Origin of the sequence: Streptomyces sp. NPDC102279 (assembly GCF_044766365.1) — a bacterium.
GTDB lineage: Bacteria > Actinomycetota > Actinomycetes > Streptomycetales > Streptomycetaceae > Streptomyces.
The window spans coordinates 131889-155960 of sequence record NZ_JBIWLU010000018.1; the positions used below are offsets into that span (position 1 = coordinate 131889).

23 protein-coding genes are annotated in these 24072 nt (G+C 71.2%); 17 read left to right on the forward strand and 6 right to left on the reverse strand.

The window, feature by feature from the left end; all coding sequences use genetic code 11:
* Nucleotides 1-132: 132 nt before the first annotated feature.
* The 4 genes from ACIRQH_RS36755 (at nt 133) to ACIRQH_RS36770 (ending at nt 5614) form a co-directional block, all read left to right on the forward strand.
* Nucleotides 133-2970, forward strand: a complete 2838-nt coding sequence (locus ACIRQH_RS36755; protein WP_404229409.1) for a GNAT family N-acetyltransferase — start codon at nt 133-135, stop codon at nt 2968-2970.
* A 159-nt stretch (nt 2971-3129) separates the two neighbouring features.
* The gene (locus tag ACIRQH_RS36760; RefSeq protein ID WP_358819490.1) at nt 3130-3717 is read left to right on the forward strand and encodes a DUF5998 family protein; all 588 of its coding nucleotides are present in this window, start codon (nt 3130-3132) and stop codon (nt 3715-3717) included.
* Complete coding sequence (locus ACIRQH_RS36765) at nt 3717-4904, forward strand: nucleotide pyrophosphatase/phosphodiesterase family protein (protein ID WP_358819489.1); 1188 nt, start codon at nt 3717-3719, stop codon at nt 4902-4904. Before ACIRQH_RS36760 ends, ACIRQH_RS36765 begins: the two co-directional genes overlap by 1 nt.
* 62 nt (nt 4905-4966) lie before the next feature.
* The gene (locus ACIRQH_RS36770) at nt 4967-5614 is read left to right on the forward strand and encodes a thymidine kinase (RefSeq protein ID WP_358819488.1); all 648 of its coding nucleotides are present in this window, start codon (nt 4967-4969) and stop codon (nt 5612-5614) included.
* Nucleotides 5615-5668: 54 nt separating this feature from the next.
* On the opposite strand, the gene ACIRQH_RS36775 is transcribed toward ACIRQH_RS36770, so the two are convergent.
* Nucleotides 5669-6472: a VOC family protein gene (locus ACIRQH_RS36775; protein ID WP_356164781.1), complete on the reverse strand. Its 804-nt coding sequence runs from the start codon at nt 6470-6472 to the stop codon at nt 5669-5671.
* Between the two features lie 324 nt (nt 6473-6796).
* Between ACIRQH_RS36775 and ACIRQH_RS36780 the strand changes: the two genes are divergently transcribed.
* The gene (locus ACIRQH_RS36780; RefSeq protein ID WP_388867581.1) at nt 6797-7624 is read left to right on the forward strand and encodes a sulfurtransferase; all 828 of its coding nucleotides are present in this window, start codon (nt 6797-6799) and stop codon (nt 7622-7624) included.
* Between the two features lie 177 nt (nt 7625-7801).
* On the opposite strand, the gene sepH is transcribed toward ACIRQH_RS36780, so the two are convergent.
* On the reverse strand, nt 7802-8887 hold the full coding sequence (gene sepH / locus ACIRQH_RS36785; protein WP_358819486.1) for a septation protein SepH: 1086 nt from the start codon (nt 8885-8887) through the stop codon (nt 7802-7804).
* A 439-nt stretch (nt 8888-9326) separates the two neighbouring features.
* Between sepH and ACIRQH_RS36790 the strand changes: the two genes are divergently transcribed.
* Nucleotides 9327-10130, forward strand: coding sequence for a hypothetical protein (locus tag ACIRQH_RS36790; RefSeq protein ID WP_388867575.1), 804 nt, complete (start codon nt 9327-9329; stop codon nt 10128-10130).
* On the opposite strand, the gene ACIRQH_RS36795 is transcribed toward ACIRQH_RS36790, so the two are convergent.
* Nucleotides 10054-11373 (reverse strand): D-arabinono-1,4-lactone oxidase, encoded by a 1320-nt coding sequence (locus ACIRQH_RS36795; protein WP_358819484.1) that lies wholly within the window; start codon nt 11371-11373, stop codon nt 10054-10056. The two genes, ACIRQH_RS36790 and ACIRQH_RS36795, sit on opposite strands and share 77 nt — an antisense overlap.
* Complete coding sequence (locus ACIRQH_RS36800) at nt 11333-12571, reverse strand: MFS transporter (RefSeq protein ID WP_358819483.1); 1239 nt, start codon at nt 12569-12571, stop codon at nt 11333-11335. The genes ACIRQH_RS36795 and ACIRQH_RS36800 overlap by 41 nt, the downstream gene beginning before the upstream one ends.
* A 276-nt stretch (nt 12572-12847) precedes the next feature.
* On the opposite strand from ACIRQH_RS36800, the gene ACIRQH_RS36805 reads away from it, so the two are divergent.
* Nucleotides 12848-13975, forward strand: coding sequence for a ferrochelatase (locus ACIRQH_RS36805; protein WP_388867571.1), 1128 nt, complete (start codon nt 12848-12850; stop codon nt 13973-13975).
* Nucleotides 13976-13983: 8 nt separating this feature from the next.
* Complete coding sequence (locus ACIRQH_RS36810) at nt 13984-14799, forward strand: inositol monophosphatase family protein (protein ID WP_356437551.1); 816 nt, start codon at nt 13984-13986, stop codon at nt 14797-14799.
* Between the two features lie 148 nt (nt 14800-14947).
* Here the strand turns inward: ACIRQH_RS36810 and ACIRQH_RS36815 are convergent, their stop codons facing one another.
* Complete coding sequence (locus ACIRQH_RS36815) at nt 14948-15127, reverse strand: hypothetical protein (protein ID WP_081219847.1); 180 nt, start codon at nt 15125-15127, stop codon at nt 14948-14950.
* Nucleotides 15128-15544: 417 nt separating this feature from the next.
* On the opposite strand from ACIRQH_RS36815, the gene ACIRQH_RS36820 reads away from it, so the two are divergent.
* From ACIRQH_RS36820 to ACIRQH_RS36835, 4 genes are all read left to right on the forward strand, one after another.
* Nucleotides 15545-16198: a response regulator transcription factor gene (locus ACIRQH_RS36820; protein WP_358819481.1), complete on the forward strand. Its 654-nt coding sequence runs from the start codon at nt 15545-15547 to the stop codon at nt 16196-16198.
* Between the two features lie 6 nt (nt 16199-16204).
* Nucleotides 16205-17434 (forward strand): HAMP domain-containing sensor histidine kinase, encoded by a 1230-nt coding sequence (locus tag ACIRQH_RS36825; protein ID WP_358819480.1) that lies wholly within the window; start codon nt 16205-16207, stop codon nt 17432-17434.
* Between the two features lie 393 nt (nt 17435-17827).
* On the forward strand, nt 17828-18124 hold the full coding sequence (locus ACIRQH_RS36830; RefSeq protein WP_003997302.1) for a DUF4193 domain-containing protein: 297 nt from the start codon (nt 17828-17830) through the stop codon (nt 18122-18124).
* Between the two features lie 13 nt (nt 18125-18137).
* Complete coding sequence (locus ACIRQH_RS36835) at nt 18138-19046, forward strand: hypothetical protein (RefSeq protein WP_388867567.1); 909 nt, start codon at nt 18138-18140, stop codon at nt 19044-19046.
* 57 nt (nt 19047-19103) lie between these two features.
* Here ACIRQH_RS36835 and ACIRQH_RS36840 read toward each other — a convergent pair whose 3' ends face one another.
* Entirely contained in the window at nt 19104-19595 is a 492-nt protein-coding gene (locus ACIRQH_RS36840) for a DUF3093 domain-containing protein (protein WP_404229419.1), read from the reverse strand.
* A 58-nt stretch (nt 19596-19653) separates the two neighbouring features.
* Here ACIRQH_RS36840 and ACIRQH_RS36845 point away from each other — a divergent pair, with 58 nt between their 5' ends.
* From ACIRQH_RS36845 to ACIRQH_RS36865, 5 genes are all read left to right on the forward strand, one after another.
* Nucleotides 19654-20238 carry a PaaI family thioesterase gene (locus ACIRQH_RS36845; protein ID WP_358819477.1) on the forward strand — a complete coding sequence of 195 codons (585 nt, stop codon included), beginning with the start codon at nt 19654-19656 and terminating at the stop codon, nt 20236-20238.
* Nucleotides 20235-20759 carry a dUTP diphosphatase gene (dut, locus tag ACIRQH_RS36850; RefSeq protein ID WP_388867564.1) on the forward strand — a complete coding sequence of 175 codons (525 nt, stop codon included), beginning with the start codon at nt 20235-20237 and terminating at the stop codon, nt 20757-20759. The genes ACIRQH_RS36845 and dut overlap by 4 nt, the downstream gene beginning before the upstream one ends.
* 1 nt (nt 20760) lies before the next feature.
* A complete protein-coding gene (locus tag ACIRQH_RS36855) occupies nt 20761-21525 on the forward strand; it encodes a DUF3710 domain-containing protein (protein ID WP_358819475.1) in 765 nt (254 codons plus the stop codon).
* 247 nt (nt 21526-21772) lie between these two features.
* On the forward strand, nt 21773-22993 hold the full coding sequence (locus ACIRQH_RS36860; RefSeq protein ID WP_388867560.1) for an alginate lyase family protein: 1221 nt from the start codon (nt 21773-21775) through the stop codon (nt 22991-22993).
* A gap of 95 nt (nt 22994-23088) precedes the next feature.
* A complete protein-coding gene (locus tag ACIRQH_RS36865) occupies nt 23089-23799 on the forward strand; it encodes an ABC transporter ATP-binding protein (protein WP_358819473.1) in 711 nt (236 codons plus the stop codon).
* The last annotated feature ends 273 nt before the right edge of the window (nt 23800-24072 follow it).

The following is a 24072-nucleotide window of genomic DNA, read 5'->3' on the forward strand; positions in this document are numbered from 1 at the left end:
CATATCGTGAAGCGTGCCCGGACGGCCCTGCTCCCCGCCCGCGAGCAGCGTCCCACCGCGGCCCCGGCGGGACCTTCGTACCCCACAGACTGCCTCGCGCCCTTGTCGTACGCGAGCCGTACTCTGGGGCGCATGCAGACCCCGTCGGACCGGCACGAGTACCCCGCGCACTGGGAGGCCGACGTGGTGCTGCGCGACGGCGGCACCGCCCGCGTCAGACCCATCACGGTCGACGACGCGGAGCGCCTGGTCAGCTTCTACGAGCAGGTGTCGGACGAGTCGAAGTACTACCGCTTCTTCGCGCCCTACCCCCGGCTGTCCGCCAAGGACGTCCACCGTTTCACGCACCACGACTTCGTCGACCGGGTGGGTCTCGCGGCGACTGTGGGCGGCGAGTTCATCGCGACGGTGCGGTACGACCGGATCGACGCCCGGGGCCTGCCCGCGTCCGCTCCCGCCGACGAGGCGGAGGTCGCGTTCCTCGTGCAGGACGCCCATCAGGGCCGCGGTGTCGCCTCGGCCCTGCTCGAACACATCGCGGCCGTGGCCCGCGAGCGCGGCATCCGCCGCTTCGCCGCCGAGGTACTGCCCGCGAACAACAAGATGATCAAGGTGTTCACGGACGCCGGCTACACGCAGAAGCGCTCCTTCGAGGACGGCGTCGTACACCTGGAGTTCGACCTCGAACCCACCGACCGCTCGCTCGCCGTGCAGCGTGCCCGGGAGCAGCGCGCCGAGGCCAGGTCCGTGAAGCGGCTCCTGGCACCCGGCTCGGTCGCCGTCATCGGGGCGGGCCGCACCCCCGGAGGGGTCGGCCGCAGCGTCCTCGACAACCTCCGCGGGGCCGGCTTCACCGGACGCCTGTACGCGGTGAACAGGGCTCTGGAGGAGAAGGAGCTCGACGGGGTCCCCGCCCACCGCTCCATCCGTGACATCGAGGAACCGGTCGACCTCGCGGTCGTCGCCGTCCCCGCCGAGCAGGTCCTCGAGGCCGTCACGGAGTGCGGTGAACACGGCGTGCAGGGTCTCGTGGTGGTCTCCGCCGGGTACGCCGAGAGCGGCGCGGAGGGACGCGAGCGCCAGCGCGAACTCGTCCGCCACGCGCGCACGTACGGGATGCGCATCATCGGGCCGAACGCCTTCGGCGTCATCAACACCTCCCCGGACGTGCGGCTGAACGCCTCGCTCGCCCCGGAGATGCCGCGCCCCGGTCGGATCGGACTCTTCGCGCAGTCCGGGGCCATCGGCATCGCCCTGCTCTCCCGGCTGCACCGGCGGGGCGGCGGCGTGACCGGCGTGACCGGCGTGTCGACCTTCATCTCCTCCGGCAACCGGGCGGACGTGTCCGGCAACGACGTCCTCCAGTACTGGTTCGACGACCCGGACACCGACGTCGCCCTGATGTATCTCGAATCCATCGGCAACCCGCGCAAGTTCACCCGCCTCGCGCGCCGGACCGCCGCGGCGAAGCCCCTGGTCGTGGTCCAGGGAGCACGACACGGCGGAGCGGCCCCCCAGGGACACGCCGTACGCGCCACACGGCTCCCGCACGCCACCGTCTCCGCCCTGCTGCGCCAGGCCGGGGTGATCCGCGTGGACACGATCACCGAACTCGTCGACGCCGGACTGCTGCTCGCCCGCCAGCCGCTCCCCAGAGGGCCCCGCGTGGCGATCGTCGGGAATTCGGAATCGCTGGGCCTGCTGACGTACGACGCCTGTCTCGCCGAGGGGCTCCGGCCGCTGCCGCCGAAGGACCTGACCACGGCCGCCTCGGCGGCCGACTTCCACCGGGCCCTGTCGGAAGCCCTCGCCGACGACGGCTGCGACGCCGTGGTCGTGACGGCCATCCCTGCGGTGGGGGAGACCTCCACCGCGGACGCCGCGCTCGCGGAGGCGCTCCGCTCCTCCGCGGCGGCTGCCCCGGCCAAGCCCGTCCTCGTCGTGCACGTCGAGCTGGGCGGGCTGGCCGAGGCACTCTCCGCCGCTGCCAGCACCGCTCCCCAGGCCGCCGGGGCGGCGGCCGGCGCCACCTCAGGCGCGGCACAGCGCTTCCACCCCGCGGACGGGGCGCCGCCCGCCGAGGTGAGCGCCGACTCCCCTCCGGACTCCCGGCTCATCCCCGCCTACCCCGCCGCCGAGCGTGCCGTCCGCGCCCTCGCGGAGGCCGTCAAGTACGCCCAGTGGCGGCTCGACGCGGGAGAACCCGGCAAGGTCCCCGAGTACGAGGACATCGACGAGAAGGGGGCGGCCGAGCTGATCGACGGCCTCCTCACGCGCGGAGAGGGACTGACCCTCGACGGCGAGGACACCTGCGCGCTGCTCGGGCGGTACGGCATCGACGTGCACCGCGCGCTGCCCGCACCCACCCCGGACGACGCCGCGGCCGCCGCACACGCCATCGGCTACCCGGTGGCTCTCAAGACCACCGCCCCGCACCTGCGGCACCGGGCCGACCTGGGGGGCGTCCGGCTGGATCTGGCGGACGAGGAACAACTGCGGCGCGCGTACGCGGAGTTGACCGAGATGTTCGGGACGCCCACCGTGCTGCGCCCCGTCGTGCAGGGGATGGCTCCGCGTGGCGTCGACACGGTGGTCCGCGCGGTGATCGACCCCGCGGCCGGGGCGGTGCTCTCCTTCGGGCTCGCCGGAGCCGCCTCCGAGCTGCTCGGGGACACGGCGCACCGGCTGGTCCCGGTCACCGACCGGGACGCGACCTCGCTGGTCCGGTCGATCCGGACGGCACCACTGCTGTTCGGCTGGCGCGGCTCCGCGCCGGTGGACACGGCGGCCCTCGAACAGCTCATGCTGCGCGTGTCCCGGCTGGTCGACGACCATCCGGAGGTCGTGGCGGTCTCCCTGGAGCCGGTGGTGGTCGCCCCGACCGGCGTGAGCGTCCTGGGCGCCACGGTACGGCTCGCCCGCGCCCCGATCCGCGACGACCTGGGCCCCCGCACCCTTCCCGTCGTCTGACCCCGGAGGACAGGCGGCGGGCGCTCACTCAGCAGGGCGGCGACCGACCCGTACGGGGCCGGTCACCCAGGTCCCCCTGCCGGATCCGAGGTGATCCGTCCATGACCGACCGGCGCGAGCGGTGCCTCGCAGTCAGTGGGCCCCCGTAGAATGGACGTCATGGCCAAGACCAGTACGACGACCCAGGGGCTGCGAGCGGCGATCGAGCGCAGCGGCTACTACCCGGCCCTCGTGGCCGAGGCGGTGGAGGCCGCGATCGGCGGCGAGGCCATCAGGTCGTACCTGGTCCATCAGGAGACGACGTTCGACGCGAACGAGGTGCGGCGCCACGTCACCGTGCTCGTCCTCACCGGCAACCGCTTCATCGTCAGCCACACCGACGAGCAGAACGAGGACACCACGTCCCCGACCCCGTACGCCACGACGTCGACGGAGTCCGTGAAGCTCGGCCGGATCTCGTCCGTCGTCGTCAGCCGAGTCGTCGCGAACCCCGAGTCGTACACCCCGGGCACGCTGCCCCGTGAGGTCGTCCTGACCATCGGTTGGGGCGCCGTCAGCCGTATCGACCTGGAGCCCGCCGCCTGCGGCGACCCCAACTGCGAGGCGGACCACGGCTACACGGGCAGCTCGACGGCCGACGACCTGAGCCTGCGCGTCAGCGAGGCGGGGGACGGCCCGGAGACCGTGCAGCAGGCACTCGCCTTCGCGCAGTCCCTCTCCGAAGCGACCGCGGACATCACCCGCTGATGGCCCTGCCCACCTGGGACCACCCGGAACCGCTCGCCCTCGACTCCGCGCCCGTCCCCGAATACGGCACCGGTTCACTCGCCGACGTGCTCCCCACGCTCGCCGCGGGGATGTCCGTGCCCGGCATGACCGCCGCCATACCGGAGCTGGCCCCGGCCGACCGGAACTGCGTCTTCCTGATCGACGGTCTCGGCTGGGAGCAGCTCCGGGCCCACCCGGACGAAGCCCCCTTCATGACCTCGCTCCTCGCCTCCTCGCGCGGTGGCACTGGGCGTCCGATCACGGCGGGCTACCCGGCCACCACCGCGACCTCCCTCGCCTCCGTCGGCACCGGCCTGCCCCCGGGCGCGCACGGCCTGCCCGGCTACACCGCACGCAATCCCGCGACCGGCGAGCTGATGAACCAGCTCCGCTGGAATCCGTGGACCGACCCGCGCGCGTGGCAGCCCCACCCCACGATCTTCCAGCTGGCCGACGCGGCGGGCGTGCACACCGCCCAGGTCTCCTCGCCCACCTTCCAGAACACGCCGCTGACGAAGGTCGCGCTGAGCGGCGGCACGTTCCACGGACGGCTGTCCGGCGAGGAGCGCGTGGACCTCGCCGCCGAGCAACTGGCCGCGGGCGACCGCTCCTTGGTCTACACGTACTACGCCGAGGTCGACGGCAAGGGCCACCGTTTCGGCATCGACTCCGACCCCTGGCGCGGCCAGCTGATGTACGTCGACCGACTCGTCCAGCGTCTCGCGGAGCAGCTCCCGCCGCGCTCGGCGCTGTATGTCACCGCCGACCACGGCATGATCGACATCCCGTTCGACGAGCAGCACCGCATCGACTTCGACGAGGACTGGGAGCTGCGCGCCGGCGTGGCGCTGCTGGGCGGCGAGGGCCGCGCCCGTCACGTCTACGCGGTCCCGGGCGCCCAGGCGGACGTGCTGACCTGCTGGCGCGAGGTTCTCGGCGAGCAGTTCTGGATCGCGTCCCGGGACGAGGCGATCGCGGCGGGCTGGTTCGGTCCGCACGTCGACGAGCGGGTCTACGCCCGGCTCGGCGACGTCATCGCCGCCGCCCGGGACGACGTCCTGATCATCGCGTCCGAGCGGGAGCCCAAGGAATCGGCGATGGTCGGCAACCACGGCTCGATGACCCCCGTCGAGCAACTGGTCCCGCTCCTCCAGGTCCGTTCCTGACGTCCGCCCCGGTCGCCGTTCACATGCCTCCTGCCCCGCTGCCGAAAGGTGCTCGACTCCCCATGCCCGAGCTGGTGTTCTTCTCCGGAACGATGGACTGCGGGAAGTCCACGCTGGCTCTCCAGATCGAGCACAACCGCTCGGCGCGGGGCCTGCAGGGCATGATCTTCACGCGCGACGACCGCGCGGGCGAGGGCAAGCTCTCCTCGCGCCTCGGCCTCGTCACCGACGCCGTCGAGGTCGCGGACGACCAGGACCTGTACGCCTACGTCGTCGTCCACCTCTCCCAGGGCGGCCGGGCGGACTACGTGATCGCGGACGAGGCGCAGTTCCTGGCCCCTGGGCAGATCGACCAACTGGCGCGCGTGGTGGACGACCTCGACATCGACGTGTTCGCCTTCGGTATCACCACCGACTTCCGCTCCAAGCTCTTCCCCGGCTCCCAGCGCCTCGTCGAACTCGCCGACCGGGTCGAGGTCCTCCAGGTCGAGGCCCTGTGCTGGTGCGGAGCCCGCGCCACGCACAACGCCCGCACCATAGGCGGCGCGATGGTCGTCGAGGGCGCCCAAGTCGTCGTCGGTGACGTCAACCAGCCGGAGAACATCGGCTACGAGGTCCTGTGCCGCCGGCACCACCGCCGCCGTATGACGGCCGCCACGGCTCACGCGAGCGCACTGTCACCGGACGTCCTCCCGATCGCCCAGGTCTGATCGCCGCGACACCGCCCGTCTGGATCACATGACGGCACATGACGGCATTGATCATCAGGTGACGGCATGGATCAGCGAGAACATCGCCCCTTCGGGGTCCGCAACCGTCGCCACCCGTCCGTGCGGGGAGTCGTGGGCGGCCTGCAGAAGGTGTCCGCCGAGTTCCCCGACACGGCGGACGGTGTCGTCCACGTCGGCCGCCTCGAAGTACGTCAGCCAGTGCGGGCCGCGGTCGCGCGGCAGGGCGTTCCCGACACCGTGGATGCCCGCCACCGGGGTGCCGTCGAGGTGCAGCGTCACGTAGTCGAAGTCGGCGGAGACGGTCGGCTCCAGCTCGTAGCCGAAGACCCCCTGGTAGAACTTGACGACGCTCTCGCTGTCCCGCGTCACGAGCTCGTTCCACGCCGGGGTGCCCGTCACGCCGGTGATCGCCGTGCCGAGGTGGTCGGCGACCTGCCAGATGCCGAAGACGGCGCCGGACGGGTCGGAGGCGATCGCGAGGCGCCCGGCCTCGGCCGCGTCGAGCGGGCCCACCCCCACGGTGCCGCCGCTCTGCCGTACCGTCGCCGCCGTCCGGTCCGCGTCCTCCGACGCGAAGTACGGCGTCCAGGCGATGGGCAGGTGCCGGTCGGGCGGCAACTGGCCGATGCCGGCCACCTCGTGGCCGTCGAGCATGGCCCGCGCGTAGGGGCCGAGCTGCTGCGGTCCCGGCTGGAACTCCCAGCCGAACAACTCTCCGTAGAACTCCTGGGTCGCGGCCATCTCGTGCACCATCAGGCTCACCCAGCAGGGTGCGCCGGGCGCGTGCCGAGCGTGCGTGGTGCCGTTCAGGCCGGCTGACCCCCGTGCCTCGGTCATCGTCACTCTCTTCTCGGCCCCTTGCGGTGGCCGGTCACCTTCCGCCTACGAACACGCGTACCCAGTCGCGTACGTGCCCGCCCCGTGCCCGATGTTCGCACCACCGGTCGTGCAGCGCGTCCTGGCCGCGCCGCCGTTCGGCGGCACACGGCCGGAGGACACCTGGACTGCCGTTGCCCCGTCGTTTCGGAGCGATTGCCGCGTGGTGTCCATCGGTTGTACAGCATGTGCCCGATCCCGCACACGCGGTGACCGGACCTGTCCGGCGGAGCACAGTAGCCGGACCTGGACAACACGGCCACCCCGTGCGCGAGGATGGTGGCCATGAACGCCACCATCACCGCATCCGAACTCGCGAGCGACCTCGCAGGACCGAACCCCCCGGTGCTCCTCGACGTCCGCTGGCAGCTGGGCGGCCCCAACCTGCGCTCCGCGTACGAGGAGGCGCACATTCCGGCGGCCGTCTTCGTCGACCTGGATTCCGAACTCGCTGGTCCGGCCGGTGCGGGGGGCCGTCATCCGTTGCCCGACCCGGAGGTCTTCGGCGCGGCCATGCGGGCCGCCGGCGTCTCCGGCAACCGCGACGTGGTCGTGTACGACGGAGGGCAGGGATGGGCCGCCGCGCGCGCCTGGTGGCTGCTGGGCTATTCGGGTCATCCGTCGGTACGCGTGCTTGACGGCGGGTTCGCCGCCTGGACCGGGCCGGTGTCCTCGGAGGTCCCCGCGCCGACGCCCGGGACGTTCGTACCGTCGCCCGGCGCACGGCCGTTGCTCGACGCGGACGCCGCGGCCGCGCTCGCCCGGTCCGGGCTGCTGCTGGACGCCCGCGCCGGAGAGCGGTACCGCGGCGAGGTCGAGCCGATCGACCGGGTCGGCGGGCACATCCCCGGCGCCGTCTCCGCGCCGACCACGGAAAACGTGGCGGAGGACGGCCGCTTCCGGCCCGCTTCCGAACTCGCCGACCGTTTCGCGTCGCTCGGCGCGAAGCCCACGGCCGAGGTCGGCGTCTACTGCGGCTCCGGTGTCTCCGGCGCCCACCAGGTCCTGGCGCTCGCCGTGGCCGGCATCCCCGCTGCGCTGTACGTGGGTTCGTGGTCGGAGTGGTCCCAGGACGACGCCCGCCCGGTCGCCGTGGGCTCCGACCCGCAGTAACGGCGGGACTCCGCGAACCGGGGCCCGCGGGAACGGCGGGACTCCGCGAACCCGGGCCCGCGGTAACGGCGGGGCCCGGTGGACCCCGGCCCGCGGTGAGGTCCGGGCTCCGCGGCCCCTCGGATACGAGGACGGGGCCCACACCGATCCGGTGCGGGCCCCGTCCTCGTACACCTGCTAGTCCTGCTTCTTCCGCCGCGTGCCGAAGACGATCTCGTCCCAGCTCGGGACGGCCGCTCTGCGGCCCGGACGGACGCCGTCGGCCTCGGCCTGGCGGTCGGTCGAGCCGACGAGCCGGTCGCGGTGGCTGCCGACGGAGCGAGGCATCAGGACATCCGCGTAGGCGGAACCGGCGCCGGCCGAGGCGGCGGGAGCCGGGGGCTCCTCCTCCTCGGGCTCGGTGACGGGCTCCTCGGCGACGGGGCGCTCGGTGCTCGCCGGGCGCTCGGGCACCACCATGTCGCCGCGGAAGCTGGGTACCGCCTCCAGGAGGCTGGTGAGCGAGTCACGGTCGCCGGCCTCCTCGATCGGCTCCGGAGGCGCCGGAGGCAGGCTCGGCCGCTCCATCTGCCGGTCGAGCGCGCGGTCCAGCGGACGATCGCGGGGGAGCCGGGCGATCCGCGGTACGAACGGGAAGCTCGGCTCGGGCGCCGCGAGGTCGTCGGACTCGCCGATCAGCGAGCGTGCCTCGTCGTCGACGGACTGGACGAGCCGTCGGGGCGGGTCGTACGTCCAGCTCGCCGCGTGCGGTTCGCCCGCGACCCGGTACACCAGCATGACTTCCCAGGTGCCGTCGTCGCGGCGCCACGAGTCCCACTGGACGGATTCCTTCTCGGCGCCCCGGATCGTCAGCCGTTCCTGAACGGCCTCTCCGAGCTGGGGTCCGACGTTCTCGCCGGGGCGGCGCACCGGGGTCTTCCTGGCCCGCTCGGCCATGAAGGCACGCTCGGCCAGCACGGGACCCTCGAAGCGGCGGACGCGGTCGACGGGGATTCCGGCGAGCTGGGCGACCTCCTCGGCGGAGGCGCCGGCACGTATACGCGCCTGAATGTCTCGGGGGCGGAGATGGCTCTCCACCTCGATCTCGATCTGGCCGAGGCGCGGACGGTCGCCGCGGACCGCGGCGCGCAGACGCTCGTCAATCGGAAGCGTGTACTCCGTGCTGTCCGCAGCCTTCAGCACCAGCCGTGTGCCGTCGTTAGAGACGGCCACGACACGCAGTTCGGGCATGGGGACCTCCCGGGTGGTGCCTGCCGACGTCACGTGCGTCGCTGCTTCCGCTAGTCGAGTGTGGCCTGCCCGGGTGCAGCCTGCCACAACCTTGCCGAGTTGCCCGGCGTGTCGGGCACGGGCCCGAGGCTGCCGTTATGGCACGGTTACCTATTCGCAACGCTAAGTGACGAACTCCATCACCCTGAGCAACGAGCCCCCTCCCGGCGGTCCTGCAAGGCCCCGGACACCCTGGCGGGAGTCCGGACCCAGGGCTCGCAACAGTACTCCATTCGGGCCACGCGCGTGGATCGCCGCGCCGCCCAACTTCGAGCGGGGGGTGCTAGTTGGCCGCTTCTGGCGGCGAATCCGGGGCCCGGGAACGTGGCGCACTTCACGGAATCGGCAGAAACGGAACTAATCGTTTCGCCTGTACGTCCTTTTCTCGTGCGATCAGTCGATCAAGTACGGGAAAGGCAGGCAAGGTCCGGGAATGCGTGAGAAGCCGGGTGTCGGCGGCGAGGAGCCGGATGCCGACACGGAACCGAGGAAGAAGAGGCTGGACCTGAGCGTCCCTCAGGTGGCGGGGAGCGCGGTCGCCGCGGTGGTCGCCGCGAAACTGGCGTCCTATTTCGGCGTCTACGGGACGATCCTGGGCGCGGGTCTGGTCAGTGTCATCGCCACCAGCGGAGGAACGCTCTTCCAGCACTTCTTCAAGCGCACCGGGGAGCAGATGCGCGAGGTGAGGGTGCAGCCGAGGCCGAGGTCGCAGCAGGTGTCCGCGGCACCACCGGTCGGCGCACCGGGCGAGTTCACCGAGGGCACCGTCTACCGCGCCCGGGTCAGAAGCTGGAAGCGGCCGCTGGTCGCCACCGCCCTCGTCTTCGGCGTCACGATGACCGGGATCACCACGTACGAACTGGCCTCGGGCCGGAGCTTCAGCGGGGACGGCACGAGCACGACCGTCGGAGACGCCTTCAAGGGACACGGTTCAGGTCCGGGCGGTGCCGACTCCGGTACGACGCCGTCGCCGGACTCCTCGCCCTCCTCGACCCCGGAGTCTCCCGAGGAGCCGGCCCCGTCCACCGGAGGTGACGGGAGCGCTTCGCGTGAGCCGGGAAGCGGCGGCGGTACGTCGTCGCGTCCTGCGCCCGACGGCGGCGCGTCCTCGGACCCGGAGACCGGCGGCGACACCCCGACTCCGGACCCCAGTGCGACCGCTACGACCCCAGCACCCTCCGCAAGTAGTCATTCGCAAAGCGCCGATCCGGGTCGAGCCGATCCCGGAGCGCCGTGAACTCGCCGAAGCGCGGATAGACCCCGGAGAAGTACTCGGCGTCCCGCGTGTGCACCTTGCCCCAGTGCGGCCGCCCCTCGTGGGCGGTGAGGATCTGCTCGGCGGCGGTGAAGTACGCCTGGTACGGGGTGCCCCGGAACATGTGGACGGCGATGTAGGCGCTGTCCCGGCCGGACGCCGTGGAGAGCGTGATGTCGTCGGCGGGCGCGGTGCGCACCTCGACCGGGAAGCTGACCCGCAGGCCGGAGCGCTCGACCATCGTCTTCAGCTCGCGCAGCGTCTCGACGAGGGCCTCACGCGGGACGGCGTACTCCATCTCCACGAACCGCACGCGGCGCGGAGAGGTGAAGACCTTGTACGGGATGTCCGTGTAGGTCCGCGCGGAGAGCGCGCGGCTGGAGAGCCTGGCGATCGACGGGATCGTGGCGGGTGCGGCGCGGCCGAGCAGGTTGACCACCTGGAAGAGGCCGTTGGAGAGGAACTCGTCCTCGATCCAGCCGCTGACCGTCCCCACCGGCTTCTCGGGTCCGGCGCTGCGGTTGTTGCGCTTGGTGTTGCAGTTGCCCGTGTGGGGGAACCAGTAGAACTCGAAGTGCTCGTTCTCGGTGAACAGTTCGTCGAAGTCGGCGGTGACCCTGTCGAAGGTCATCGGCTCCTCGCGGGCGGAGAGCAGGAAGACGGGCTCCACGGAGAACGTGATCGCCGTGACGATACCCAGGGCGCCGATGCCTATCCGGGCCGCGGCGAAGACCTCCGGGTTCTCCTTCGCGGAGCAGGTGAGCACCGAACCGTCCGCCGTCACCAGCTCAAGGCCCTTGATCTGCGCGGCGATCGAGGCCGAGTCCCGTCCGGTGCCGTGTGTTCCGGTGCTGGTCGCGCCCGAGACCGTCTGCTCCATGATGTCGCCCATGTTCGTGAGCGACAGCCCCTCGCGCGCGAGGGCCAGGTTGAGCCTCTTGAGCGGGGTGCCCGCCTCGACCGTGACCGTCATGGCCGCACGGTCGATCCCGCGAATGCCCGTCAACAGTTGAGGACGGATCAACACGCCGTCCGTGGCGGCGGCGGCCGTGAACGAGTGCCCGGTGCCGACGGCCTTCACCGTGAGGCCGTCCTCGGCCGCCTGGCGCACGGCGGCGGTGAGTTCGTCGACCGAGGCAGGGGTGACCTCCCGTACGGGACGGGCGGTGACGTTTCCCGCCCAGTTACGCCACGTGCCGCTCTTCCCGCTCACTGTGGTGCTCATGAGACCCTCCCCGCTGCGGAACCGGCCTGCTGAGCCGGCGATACCCGAGGAAACCCACCGCGACCGCGACGGCCCCGGACACCGCCGGAACCCAGTACCCGGCCTTCGCGCCGGAGCTGTCGATCACCCAGCCGGCCACGGAGGAACCGAGCGCGACCCCGACCGCGAGTCCCGTGCTCACCCAGGTCATGCCTTCGGTCAGTTTCGCGCGAGGTACGTGCTGCTCGATGAGGGACATCGTCGTGATCATCGTGGGAGCGATGGAGAGGCCCGCAACGAACAGCGCCACGGCCAGGAACGGCAAGTTTCCGACCAGTAGGAGGGGGATCATACTCACGGCCATCGCGCATATGCCCAGCAGCCACCTGCGTTCCGGTGCCCCCTTGAAGTGCAGGAGTCCGAAGACGGCCCCCGCGAGGCACGAGCCCGCCGCGTAGATCGCCAGGACGATGCTCGCCCCGGCCTTGTGCCCCTGTTCCTCGGCGAAGGCCACGGTGACCACGTCGACGGCCCCGAAGATCGCCCCGGTCGCCACGAACGTGGCCACCAGCACCTGGAGTCCGGCCGCGCGGAGCGCGGAACCACCGGCGTGCTGCTCGCGCGGATGCGGTGCGGGCTCGGTCGCGCGCTGCGAGGTCAGCCAGAAGACACCGGCCGCCAGGAAGCAGGCGGCGAGCAGCGGGCCGGCCTCCGGGAACCACACCGTGGACAACCCGATGGAGATGATCGGCCCGAAGATGAAGCAGATCTCGTCCACCACGGACTCCAGGGAGTACGCGGTGTGCAGCTGAGGGGTGCCTGCGTAGAGGGCCGCCCAGCGGGCCCGGACCATCGCGCCGATGCTCGGGACGCAGCCGATGCCGGCGGCGCACGCGAACAGCACCCAGTCCGGCCACTCGAAGTGCGCGGCGAGCAGCAGTCCCGCCGCTGCGGCGAGCGCGAACAAAGTGACGGGGCGCAGCACCCGCCTCTGCCCGTGCCGGTCGACCATCCTGGAGACCTGCGGACCGAGCGCGGCGGCGGCCAGCGCCATGGTCGCGGAGAGGGCGCCGGCGAGCCCGTACCGCCCGGTGAGCTGGGAGATCATCGTGACCACGCCGATGCCCATCATGGACAGCGGCATCCGGCCGAGGAAGCCCGCTGCGGAGAAGCCCTTGGAGCCGGGGGCGGCGAACAGGGCGCGGTACGGGCTGGGCACGGGGGTCTCCGTCGGCTCGGCTCGGCCCCCCGGTCACGACGGGCGGCGCGAACTTCGGTAAGGCGTGAAGCTGGCTGATACAGCTTACGGGTTAGGGCACCCTAAAGCGCCCGCCCGCAACGCGTCCTTCCGCCCGCCCCGTGGCCCCTGAACTCACCCGAGTCCGCAGCCGGAACAGGCCCTCGCGACAGCGCGCTGCGCGTCCCGCGGGCGTCGCTCCTCGTTCGCCACCCCGCCGTTTCTCGCATGTCAGTGCCGGGTGGCAGGATCGGAGGCATGCCAGACGTGCTCGATGCCACCCCCTACGACGCCCTGTTGCTGCTCTCGTTCGGCGGTCCCGAAGGGCCGGACGACGTGGTCCCGTTCCTGGAGAACGTGACGCGGGGCAGGGGTATCCCCAAGGAGCGGCTCAAGGAGGTGGGGCAGCACTACTTCCTGTTCGACGGGATCAGTCCCATCAACGACCAGAACCGCGCCCTGCTCGACGTGCTGCGCAAGGACTTCGCCGACCACGGTCTCGACCTGCCGGTGTACTGGGGCAACCGCAACTGGGCGCCGTACCTGACCGACACGCTGCGCGAGATGGTCACCGACGGCCGGCGCCGGATCCTGGTCCTGGCCACCAGCGCCTACGCCTCGTACTCGGGCTGCCGGCAGTACCGCGAGGACCTCGCCGGGGCGCTCGCCGCCCTGGAGAGCGAGGGGCTGGAGCTTCCGAGGATCGACAAACTGCGCCACTACTTCAACCACCCCGGGTTCGTGGAGCCGATGACCGAGGGCGTCCTGCGGTCGCTGGCCGAGCTGCCCGAGGAGCTCCGCGCCGACGCGCACCTGGCGTTCACCACGCACTCCATCCCCACCGCCGCGGCGGACACCTCAGGACCGGTCGAGGGCCACGGCGACGGCGGCGCGTACGTCCGTCAGCACCTGGACGTGGCGCGGCTGATCGTGGAGAAGGTGCGCGAGGAGACCGGCGTCGACCACCCCTGGCGGCTCGTCTACCAGTCGCGCTCCGGGGCACCGCACATCCCGTGGCTGGAGCCGGACATCTGCGACCACCTGGAGGAGCTGCACGGAGCCGGTGTCCCGGCCGCCGTGATGGTGCCGATCGGGTTCGTCTCGGACCACATGGAGGTCCTGTACGACCTGGACACCGAGGCACGTGCCAAGGCCGCCGAGTTGGATCTCCCGGTGCGCCGCTCGGCCACCGTGGGCTCGGACCCCCGGTTCGCCGCCGCGGTTCGTGACCTGGTCCTGGAGCGCGCCGCGGCCGAGAGCGGCCGCAGGGTGACACCGTGTGCCCTGGGCCTGCTGGGTGCGAGCCACGACCTGTGTCCGGTGGGCTGCTGTCCTGCCCGCACGCCCAAGCCCGCCGCCGCGGGCGCCGACAGCCCCTACGCATGAGGAGCCCCGTGACCGCGCCCCTGCAGACCGAACTGCTCCAGCTCGCGCACGAGGCGGCCCGCCGCGCCGGCGCGCTGCTGCGGGACGGCCGCCCCGCGGACCTGACGGTCGCCGCCACCAAGTCCAGCCCGATCGACGTCGTCACCGAGATGGACATCGCCGCCGAGAAGCTGATCACCAACCTGATCGCCGAACACCGCCCGCGCGACGGCTTCCTCGGCGAGGAGGGCTCCGCCACCGAGGGCACCAGCGGCATCCGCTGGATCGTCGACCCGCTCGACGGCACCGTCAACTACCTGTACGGACTGCCGACCTGGGCGGTGTCCATCGCGGCCGAACAGGACGGCGAGACCGTCGTCGGCGTCGTCGCGGCACCGATGCGCGGCGAGACCTACCACGCGGTTCGCGGCCGCGGCGCCCGCGCCACGGGTGCCTGGGTCGGCGAGCGCCGGCTGACCTGCCGCCCGTCGCCGTCCCTCGACCAGGCCCTCGTCGCCACCGGCTTCAACTACGTGACCGACGTCAAGGTCCACCAGGCCGACGTGGTCCAGCGGCTCATCCCGCTGGTCCGCGACATCCGTCGCTCCGGCTCGGCCGCGGTCGACCTGTGCGACGTCGCGGCCGGCCGTCTCGACGGGTACTACGAACGCGGCCTCCATCCCTGGGACCTCGCGGCGGGGGACCTCATCGCCCGTGAGGCGGGCGCGGTGACCGGTGGACGCCCCGGAGAGCGCCCCGGAGGCGATCTCGCTGTGGCGGCCTCCCCGGGTGTCTTCGAGCCCCTCCAGCGGCTCCTGGAGGACTTCGGGGCCTGGCGGGACTGACGGGCCGGAGCGGACGCGTCACGGACGGCAACGGCGGGCCCACGGCGGCCCGCGTGGCGACGGCACACAGGGCATCGGACGGCGGCAGAAAACGAAGCGGGACCCCGGTACTGGATCGATACCGGGGCCCCGCTGTCGTGCGTTCGGATCAGACGCGCGTCGCGCCCGCGCCGACCTCCACACCGTGCTCGGCGGCGAGGCGGTGCAGGTCGTCCAGCTCGGCCTGCTCGACCTCGGCGAGGAAGTCGTCACCTGTTTCGCGAGCACGCGTCAGGTCGGTCTCGGTCGCCCTTATGCGCTGCAGAAGTCCTGCGGTGAAAGCGTCCATGCTGCGCCCCCTCGTCCTGGGTCGTGGGTCGGGTGGCACGGGGGTGTGCCGATCGGAAGGGGCGATCACGTCTCTGAATGGGTGCCGCCCAGCGCTGCCCGGGCTGGGCGGCGACGGTGCCGGACACCCACGCCCGCTCTGCGGAAGCGGTTGGACGTACCACAAGGTGGCTTGCCACGTGCAGAGCGTGATCGCGGGGTGTAAAGCCGTCCTCCCCCCGCTCTCTTCCGTGGAAACCTCAACCCGGCGAGAAAATCCGGCATTCCCGGTCCCGTGCACGGGACTCTCGGCGCCCCACCCGCCTTACAGCCGGTTTATGGCCGAAAAGGGCAGGATGGAGCTCTCATCCGTGACAGACCCTGCCCGCGGGGCGCCCGAAGACGCGCCGCGCCGGTGGACAGAGGAAGGACAAGCGACGTGCGCGTACTCGTCGTCGAGGACGAGCAGCTGCTCGCCGATGCGGTGGCCACCGGACTGCGCCGGGAGGCCATGGCCGTCGACGTCGTGTACGACGGCGCGGCCGCCCTGGAGCGCATCGGGGTCAACGACTACGACGTGGTCGTCCTGGACCGCGACCTCCCCCTCGTGCACGGCGACGACGTCTGCCGACGCGTCGTCGAGCTCGGCGTGCCCACCCGCGTGCTGATGCTGACCGCGTCCGGAGACGTCAGCGACCGCGTCGAGGGCCTGGAGATCGGTGCCGACGACTACCTCCCCAAGCCCTTCGCCTTCAGCGAGTTGACGGCACGCGTGCGTGCCCTCGGCCGCCGTACGAGCGTTCCGCTGCCCCCCGTCCTGGAGCGCGCCGGGATCAAGCTCGACCCGAACCGCCGCGAGGTCTTCCGAGACGGCAAGGAGGTCCAGCTCGCGCCCAAGGAGTTCGCCGTCCTGGAGGTCCTGCTGCGCAGCGAGGGAGCCGTCGTCTCCGCCGAGCAGCTGCTGGAGAAGGCCTGGGACGAGAACACGGACCCGTTCACCAACGTCGTCCGCGTGACCGTCATGACGCTGCGCCGCAAGCTCGGCGAGCCCGCGGTGATCGTCACCGTGCCCGGCTCCGGCTACCGGATCTGATCCGCCGTGGCCACCACTCCCGCGCCGCCCACGGCGCCTCCCAAGCCCACCTGGGACCCCCGTCCCGAGCCGCCGTTCCCCTGGCTGCGCCCGACCATCCGCATACGGCTCACGCTGCTCTACGGCGGCATGTTCCTGATCGCCGGCATCCTGCTGCTCTCGATCATCTACCTGCTCGCGGCGCAGGCGCTGAACGTCGGCAGCGAGCTGCCGTTCAAGATCACTGAGGGCAAGGTCACGAGCACCATGTGCAACCTGCCCGACAAGGCCTCGCCCGACGTGTTCAACAGCGCGATGAACGACTGCGTCAACGAACAGCGTCAACACGCACTGGACAACCTGCTCAGCCGCTCCCTGCTGGCCCTCCTCGGCCTCGCCGTGATCGCCTTCGCGTTCGGCTACGCCATGGCGGGCCGGGTGCTGTCGCCGCTCGGGCGCATCACGCGCACCGCGCGCGCGGTGGCCGGTTCGGACCTGTCCCGGCGCATCGAACTGGACGGTCCGGACGACGAGTTGAAGGAACTGGCGGACACCTTCGACGACATGCTGGAACGGCTGCAACGCGCGTTCACGGCCCAGCAGCGCTTCGTCGGCAACGCCTCGCACGAACTGCGCACCCCGCTCGCGATCAACCGCACCCTCCTTGAGGTGCATCTGTCCGATCCGGGCGCACCCGTGGAACTCCAACAACTGGGCAAGACGCTGCTCGCCACGAACGAACGCAGTGAGCAACTCGTCGAGGGACTGCTGCTGCTCGCCCGCAGCGACAACCAGATCGTCGAGCGCAAGCCCGTGGACCTCGCCGAGGTCGCCACACAGGCCGTCGACCAGGTGCACGCCGAGGCGGTCGCCAAGGGCGTGAAGATCCGCGGGGAGAGGCATGCGGTGGTCGTCCAGGGCAACGGCGTCCTCCTGGAGCGGATCGCGCTGAACCTCGTCCAGAACGCCGTGCGGTACAACGTTCCGGAGGACGGCTGGGTCGAGGTCACCACCGAGGCGGAGCACGGCCAGGCGGTCCTGATCGTGTCGAACACGGGACCGGTCGTTCCCGCGTACGAGGTCGACAATCTTTTCGAGCCTTTCCGGCGGCTGCGTACCGAGCGCACCGGCAGTGACAAGGGTGTGGGCCTCGGCCTGTCGATCGCCCGGTCGGTGGCCCGCGCGCACGGCGGTCACATCGTCGCCCAGCCTCGAGAGGGGGGCGGCCTCGTGATGCGCGTCACCCTTCCTGTCTGAGACCATGTCGCCGACACGCGTTGATGTTCGCTTTGCGCGGAATTTTCTGGTCGCCCACCCGGGCGACCCGTGTGTGATCGATCACAAGGGCGAATTCGTGTCCACCCACTCTCCGTGATCATGCAAGCTGTCGGAAAGCCGGGAAAATCCGGGTTTTCGGGGGTCCTGATCACGGGAAGTACACGGTGGGACGCCTTTGATGTGCAGCCTGCGGACCGTGTACGGTCCGCATCGCCATCCAAGCCGATCACTCATGGAGAGTCCGGTTGGGTGTCGATTGAGTAACAGACCTTGATGTGAGGCAAAATCTCCGCCTCAGGTCGGGCACAAGTCCGGCCTCTCACGCGTTACGTGCGTCGAGACACCGCAGACACCCAGAGGGGGAGAGCTGACATGGCAACGGATTACGACACCCCACGCAAGACCGACGACGACGTCGACTCGGACAGCCTTGAAGAACTGAAGGCTCGCCGGAACGACAAGTCCACGTCGTCTGTCGATGTAGACGAGTTCGAGGCCGCAGAAGGCCTGGAGCTGCCCGGAGCGGACCTCTCGAACGAAGAGCTGGCCGTCCGGGTGCTGCCCAAGCAGCAGGACGAGTTCACTTGCATGAGCTGCTTCCTGGTGCACCACCGCAGTCAGCTGGCCCGCGAGAAGAACGGCCAGCCGATCTGCCGCGACTGCGACTGAGGCAGGGTCGGCCGTGACTGGCTCGACCCCACCTTGGAAGCGCCGCTTCCCCAGGGGAGCGGACGGAGGGCCCCACGAGGGCCCTGAAGGCGTGCGTGACGACGAGCGGGGCTCTTCCGAACAGGGATCAGCCTCGCTCGACCGAGCGGGCGCCACAGACGGCCTGACGGCCTCGCCGGACACGCCCGCACCCGCCGCGAGGCGGCGTGTGGCCGCGGTCCGGGACGGGGTCAAGAAGGGCGTCCGGAAGAGCGGCAGCCGGGCCAGGGCGGGCCTTGCGTATCTCGCCGACCGGATCATCGATCTCGCCCCGCGCGTTCCCGTACGGGACCTCGCGACCCTCCGCAAGCAGTTCCCGGGCCTCGGCCCCGAAGAGCTCGCGGACAAGCTCGTGGCGGGCGCCGCCGCGGCGACCTCCACCGTCGGTGCCGGAGTCGGCGCCGCCGCCATGCTGCCGGTGCCGCCCGCCATGCCCACGGAGCTGGCCGCCGAGATCACCGGCGTCGCCGCGATCGAGCTCAAACTGATCGCCGAGCTCCACGAGGTCTACGGCGTGAGGCCGCCCGGCAACCTCAAGCAGCGCAGTACCGCGTACCTGAACTCCTGGTCGGGCGAGCGCGGGATCGACGTGACCAAGCCCGTGACGATCAACGCCGCGCTCGGCGGTCAGATGAAGCGCGAGCTGCGCCAGCAGATCATGAAGCGGACGGTCCGCGACCTGCCCAACCTGATGCCCTTCATGGTCGGCGCGGCGGTCGGAGCGGTGATGAACCGCCGGGACACCAGACGGCTGGCCGGCCACATCCGCAAGGACCTGCGCAAGATGCAGGTGCCGTGGGACGCCCTCCCGGAGCTTCCTCCGCTGGAGGAGCCTGCCGATCCGCTGCGGATCGGCGAGATCCCCAAAGAGCTGGGGCACTGACGAGCGGACGCCGGGAGCGTTCACCCGGGGCGTGGCGTCCGGATCAGGCCCTGGCGGTCATTCGTGCGGCGTGCGAGGCGTGACCGGCTGGTCCGACGCCCGCGCCGCTTCCAGGGCGGCGATCAGACGCTCCGGCTCCCGGGTCGACAGGTACAGGTACGGCGTCGGGTCCGCCGGGTCCGTGACCTGGACGCGAAGGGCCGTCGGGATGTACGAGCGCAGGAGCATGAAGGCGCGGGTGTCGGCCTTGTGCGTGCGCCAGGCGCGCGCCTCCTCCTGGTCCAGGATCTCCGCGTCGCCGAGGGCCGCTACCGGGATCCGCGCGTCGCCCGCGATCAGCGCGTCGCGGACCACCCGGATACGGATCGAGCCGTACGCGCTGGCCGCGACCGCCGCCACGGCGGTTCCGCCGACCAGGGCTCCCAGCATCGGCAGGGTGCCGAACGGGAGGAAGACGAGGGCCAACGCGAGCCCGACCAGGAAGCTGATCACCCACCACGACCGGGGTGCGGTGAGGCGTTCTTCGTACGGGGATGCGGAGAGCTGCATGAAGCCAAGCTTGGCACGGTGCGAAGACTTGGTGGACGCGCGGGTAAGGTCTGCGCCTGTGAGTGGTACTTCCGCAGCTCTGACGCCTCCCGCCGACGCCGTCGCGCCGGTGCGGCACCCCGACGCGCCCGCTCCCGGTGAGCCGCTCGGAGCACACTACGAACACTGTTTCGGGTGCGGTGGGGGACAGCCCCACGGGCTCCATCTGGAGGCCCGCGCGGGTGAGGGTGTCCGCATCACGGCGGAGTTCACCGTGCGGCCCGTGCACCAGGGCGCCCCCGGTCTCGCGCACGGTGGTGTCCTCGCCACCGCGCTGGACGAGACGCTGGGTTCCCTGAACTGGCTGCTGCGGACGATCGCCGTGACCGGGCGGCTGGAGACCGACTTCGTCCGCCCCGTCCCCGTCGACACCGTGCTGTATCTGGAGGCCGAGGTCACCGCGGTGGCCGGCCGGAAGATCTACTGCACCGCCACCGGTCGGATCGGCGGGCCCGACGGCCCCGTCGCCGTCCGCGCCGACGCCCTGTTCGTCGAGGTGAAGGTCGACCACTTCATCGACAACGGACGCCCGGAGGAGATCCGGGCCGCCATGAACGACCCGGACCAGACCCGGCGAGCCCGTGCCTTCGAGGTGAACCCGTGACCCGTGACCCCCGTCCCGAGCTCGACGTGCTGATCCGCCGCGTCGACCCGGACGTCCCGCTTCCCGAGTACGCGCTCCCCGGCGACGCCGGAGCCGATCTCCGGACCACCGAGAGCCGCGAGCTCAAGCCCGGCGAACGGGCCGTTCTGCCGACGGGCGTGTCCATCGCGCTGCCCGAGGGGTACGCGGCCTTCGTGCACCCGCGCTCCGGCCTCGCCGCCCGCTGCGGCGTCGCCCTCGTGAATGCCCCGGGGACGGTTGATGCCGGGTACCGTGGGGAGATCAAGGTGATCGTGGTGAATCTCGACCCGCACGAGTCGGTGCGGTTCGAGCGCTTCGACCGGATTGCTCAACTGGTCGTCCAGCAGGTCGAGAAGGTTCGCTTCCGGGAGGTCGCGGAGCTTCCCGACTCGGCGCGGGCCGCAGGGGGCTTCGGGTCCACCGGCGGCCATGCCGTCGTGGACGGCACAACGGGTGGGAATCGATACGCATCGGTCGTATCCGACCGGGAAGGACAGTGACGTGTTCGGACGTCGCAAGAAGGGCAGTGCCGCCGAGGACGCGGCGGGCGAGGCCGAGCAGGTCGTCGACGGCGTCGACGCTGAGACGGACGAGAGCGAGGGCCGCCGGCGCGTGCGCCTCGAACCCGAGCCGCGCCCCGATGGACCCTGGGACGGCACCGAGGTCCGTGACCCCTCCGAGGGCCGTGTGGACCTGGGTGGCCTCTTCGTGCCCGGAGTGGACGGCATGGAGCTGCGCGTCGAGGTCGCGGGTGACGCGATCGTCGCCGCGACCGTCGTCCTGAAGGACAGCGCCGTGCAGCTGCAGGCCTTCGCCGCTCCCAAGCGCGAGGGCATCTGGGGCGAGGTGCGCGAGGAGATCGCCTCCGGGATCACCCAGCAGGGCGGGGTCATCGACGAGGTCGAGGGCCCGCTGGGCTGGGAGCTGCGGGCCCAGGTGCCCGTGCAGCTGCCGGACGGCACGGGCGGTTTCCAGGTCGTGCGCTTCGTCGGCGTGGACGGCCCCCGCTGGTTCCTGCGCGGAGTGATCTCCGGGCAGGGCGCGGTGCAGCCGCAGGCCGCCGGCCTGCTGGAGCAGATCTTCCGGGACACGGTCGTCGTCCGCGGTGAGGGTCCGATGGCCCCCCGTGACCCGATCGTCCTGAAGCTGCCGAACGACGCGCAGATGGTCCCCGAGGGTGTCCAGCAGGAGGAGCAGAGCGGTTCCCGCTTCTCCGGCGGCATGGGACAGCTGCAGCGCGGACCGGAGATCACCGAGGTTCGCTAGCCGGTCATCAGGCGGGCCGCATCCCCAGCGGGATGCGGCCCTTTCCTGTGTCCGGGGTTCCCGTGGGTGTCCCGACCGTGCGGGCCCTCCCGGGATGCCATCGTCAAGTTCTCGTACATGAACGGTAGTTGAGCAGCGGGTCTTTCTTCAGGCCTTGACGGAAGCCTGGTCCGTACCTATGGTCACCGGCCAGCGCACATGTTCAGCATTCCATGCGTCGTTCACATACAAGAACGGATGGCTCTGCATGTCCGACACCCCCACACCCCGGCGCCGCAGAAGGCGCCCCGCGTTCCTCGTCATGGCGGTCGCAGCGACCGCCGCGCTCGTGGGAACGCTCCTGTCCGGTCCCGGCGCCCACCGCGCCGAGGCCGCGCCCGCCGCCTTCGTCCACCCCGGAGTCACCGTCTCCAAGGGGCAGTTGGACTTCGCCCGCACCCAGGTGCTGGCCGGCGCGCAGCCCTGGAAGGGCGCCTACGACCAGATGATGGCGAGCAGGTACGCCTCGCTCACCCGCACCGCCGCACCGCGCGCCACCGTCGAGTGCGGCTCGTACTCCAACCCCAACTACGGGTGTACGGACGAGCGGGAGGACGCCATCGCCGCGTACACCGACGCGCTCGCCTGGTACGTCACCCGCGACGAACGGTACGCGAAGAAGGCCATCGAGCTGATGGACGCCTGGTCCGCGGTGATCAAGGACCACACCAACAGCAACGCGCCCCTGCAGACCGGCTGGGCCGGCTCCTCCTGGCCCAAGGCCGCCGAGATCATCAAGTACACGTACACCGGCACCTGGACCAACTCCGGCCGCTTCGCGACCATGCTGCGCACCGTCTACCTGCCCGAGATCATCAACGGCTCCAACTCCAACGGGAACTGGGAGCTGTCGATGATGGAGGCCGCCGTCGGCATCTCCGTCTTCCTGGAGGACAAGACGTCGTACGACAAGGCCATGGCGAAGTTCCGGACGCGGACCGCGGCGTACGTGTACCTGTCCACCGACGGCTCCGTGCCCAAGACGGTGCCGAGCCAGAACCTCGACACCACGGCGAAGATCGTCAGCTACTGGCAGGGGCAGTCCACCTTCGTCACCGGGCTCACGCAGGAGACCTGCCGCGACTTCACGCACACCGGGTACGGCATCTCCGCCATCTCGCACATCGCCGAGACCAGCCGCATCCAGGGCCAGGACCTGTACGGCACCGACGTGGGGGAGCGGCTGCGCCAGGCGCTCGGCTTCCAGGCGAAGTACCAGCTGGGCGCGGCGGTGCCGAGCTCGCTGTGCGGCGGATCGCTCAACCTCGGGCTCGGTCCGGTCACCGAGGTCGGCTACAACGCCCTGCACAACCGCCTGGGCATCGCGATGACCAACACCCAGCAGCTGACCCAGCAGAACCGCCCGGCCGGCAGCAACAACCTGTTCGTCGCGTGGGAGACCCTGACGCACGGCGACAATCCCGCGTGAACCGAAACGGGGGTCTCGTGCGATGAACCATTGAGGGACCGGGCGTCGGGTCGCGATACTGGCGCCCGGTCCACGGGGGATCACGGGGAGGGAACATGAGCCAGATCGTCACCGGTGCGGGCGCCGCCACCGACACCATGCTGCGCGTCGAGAACGTCCACCGTACGTACGGCACCGGAGCAGCCGCCGTGCACGCGCTGCGCGGCGTCTCCTTCGACGTGCCGCGCGGGGAACTCGTCGCCCTGAAGGGCCGCTCCGGCTCGGGCAAGACCACGCTGCTCAACGTGGTCGGAGGACTCGACTCACCGGACGGGGGGCACGTCGTCGTGGACGGCCTCGACCTCTCCACGCTCGACGAGGGCGGTCTGCTCGGCCTGCGCCGCGACCGCATCGGCTTCGTCTTCCAGTCCTTCGGCCTGATCCCCATCCTCACCGCCGCGGAGAACGTCGGGGTTCCCCTGCGCTTGCGCCGGGCCGGGACCCGCGAGCGTGAGGAGCGCGTCGAGCTGCTGCTCTCCCTCGTCGGCCTCTCCGACCACGCGGCCCAGCGCCCGGGGGAGCTGTCCGGCGGCCAGCAGCAGCGCGTGGCCATCGCCCGCGCCCTGGCCAACGATCCGGCCCTGCTCATAGCCGACGAGCCGACCGGTCAGCTGGACGCGGAGACCGGCCACGCCGTGATGGAGCTGATGCGCGCCGTCGTCCACAGTCAGCAGGTGACCGCCCTGGTCGCCACCCACGACGCGACCCTGCTGGATCTCGCCGACCGGGTGCTGGAGCTGAGCGACGGCGAGCTGATCGAGCACTAGAGGGCGGTGTCCGTCTGTCAGGGGGGCCGCGTCCGGGTCCCTGACGCCGGCGGTGTCACAGCCGGGTGGCGCACAGGTCGTGCCGGGTGGGGCTGCGTCACGCCGTGCGGGACGTCGCGTCGCACCACGTCCGGCAAGGCGTGGCACAGCGCGCGGGGCCGTGCGGGCATCAGGGTTGCGTCAAGGACGTCCTCCGACCGGCCCCTCGTCCCCTTTGCCGGAATTCTTGGCCGTAAGGTCGACGCTGCGTACACGGTGGTTACAGGAAGACAA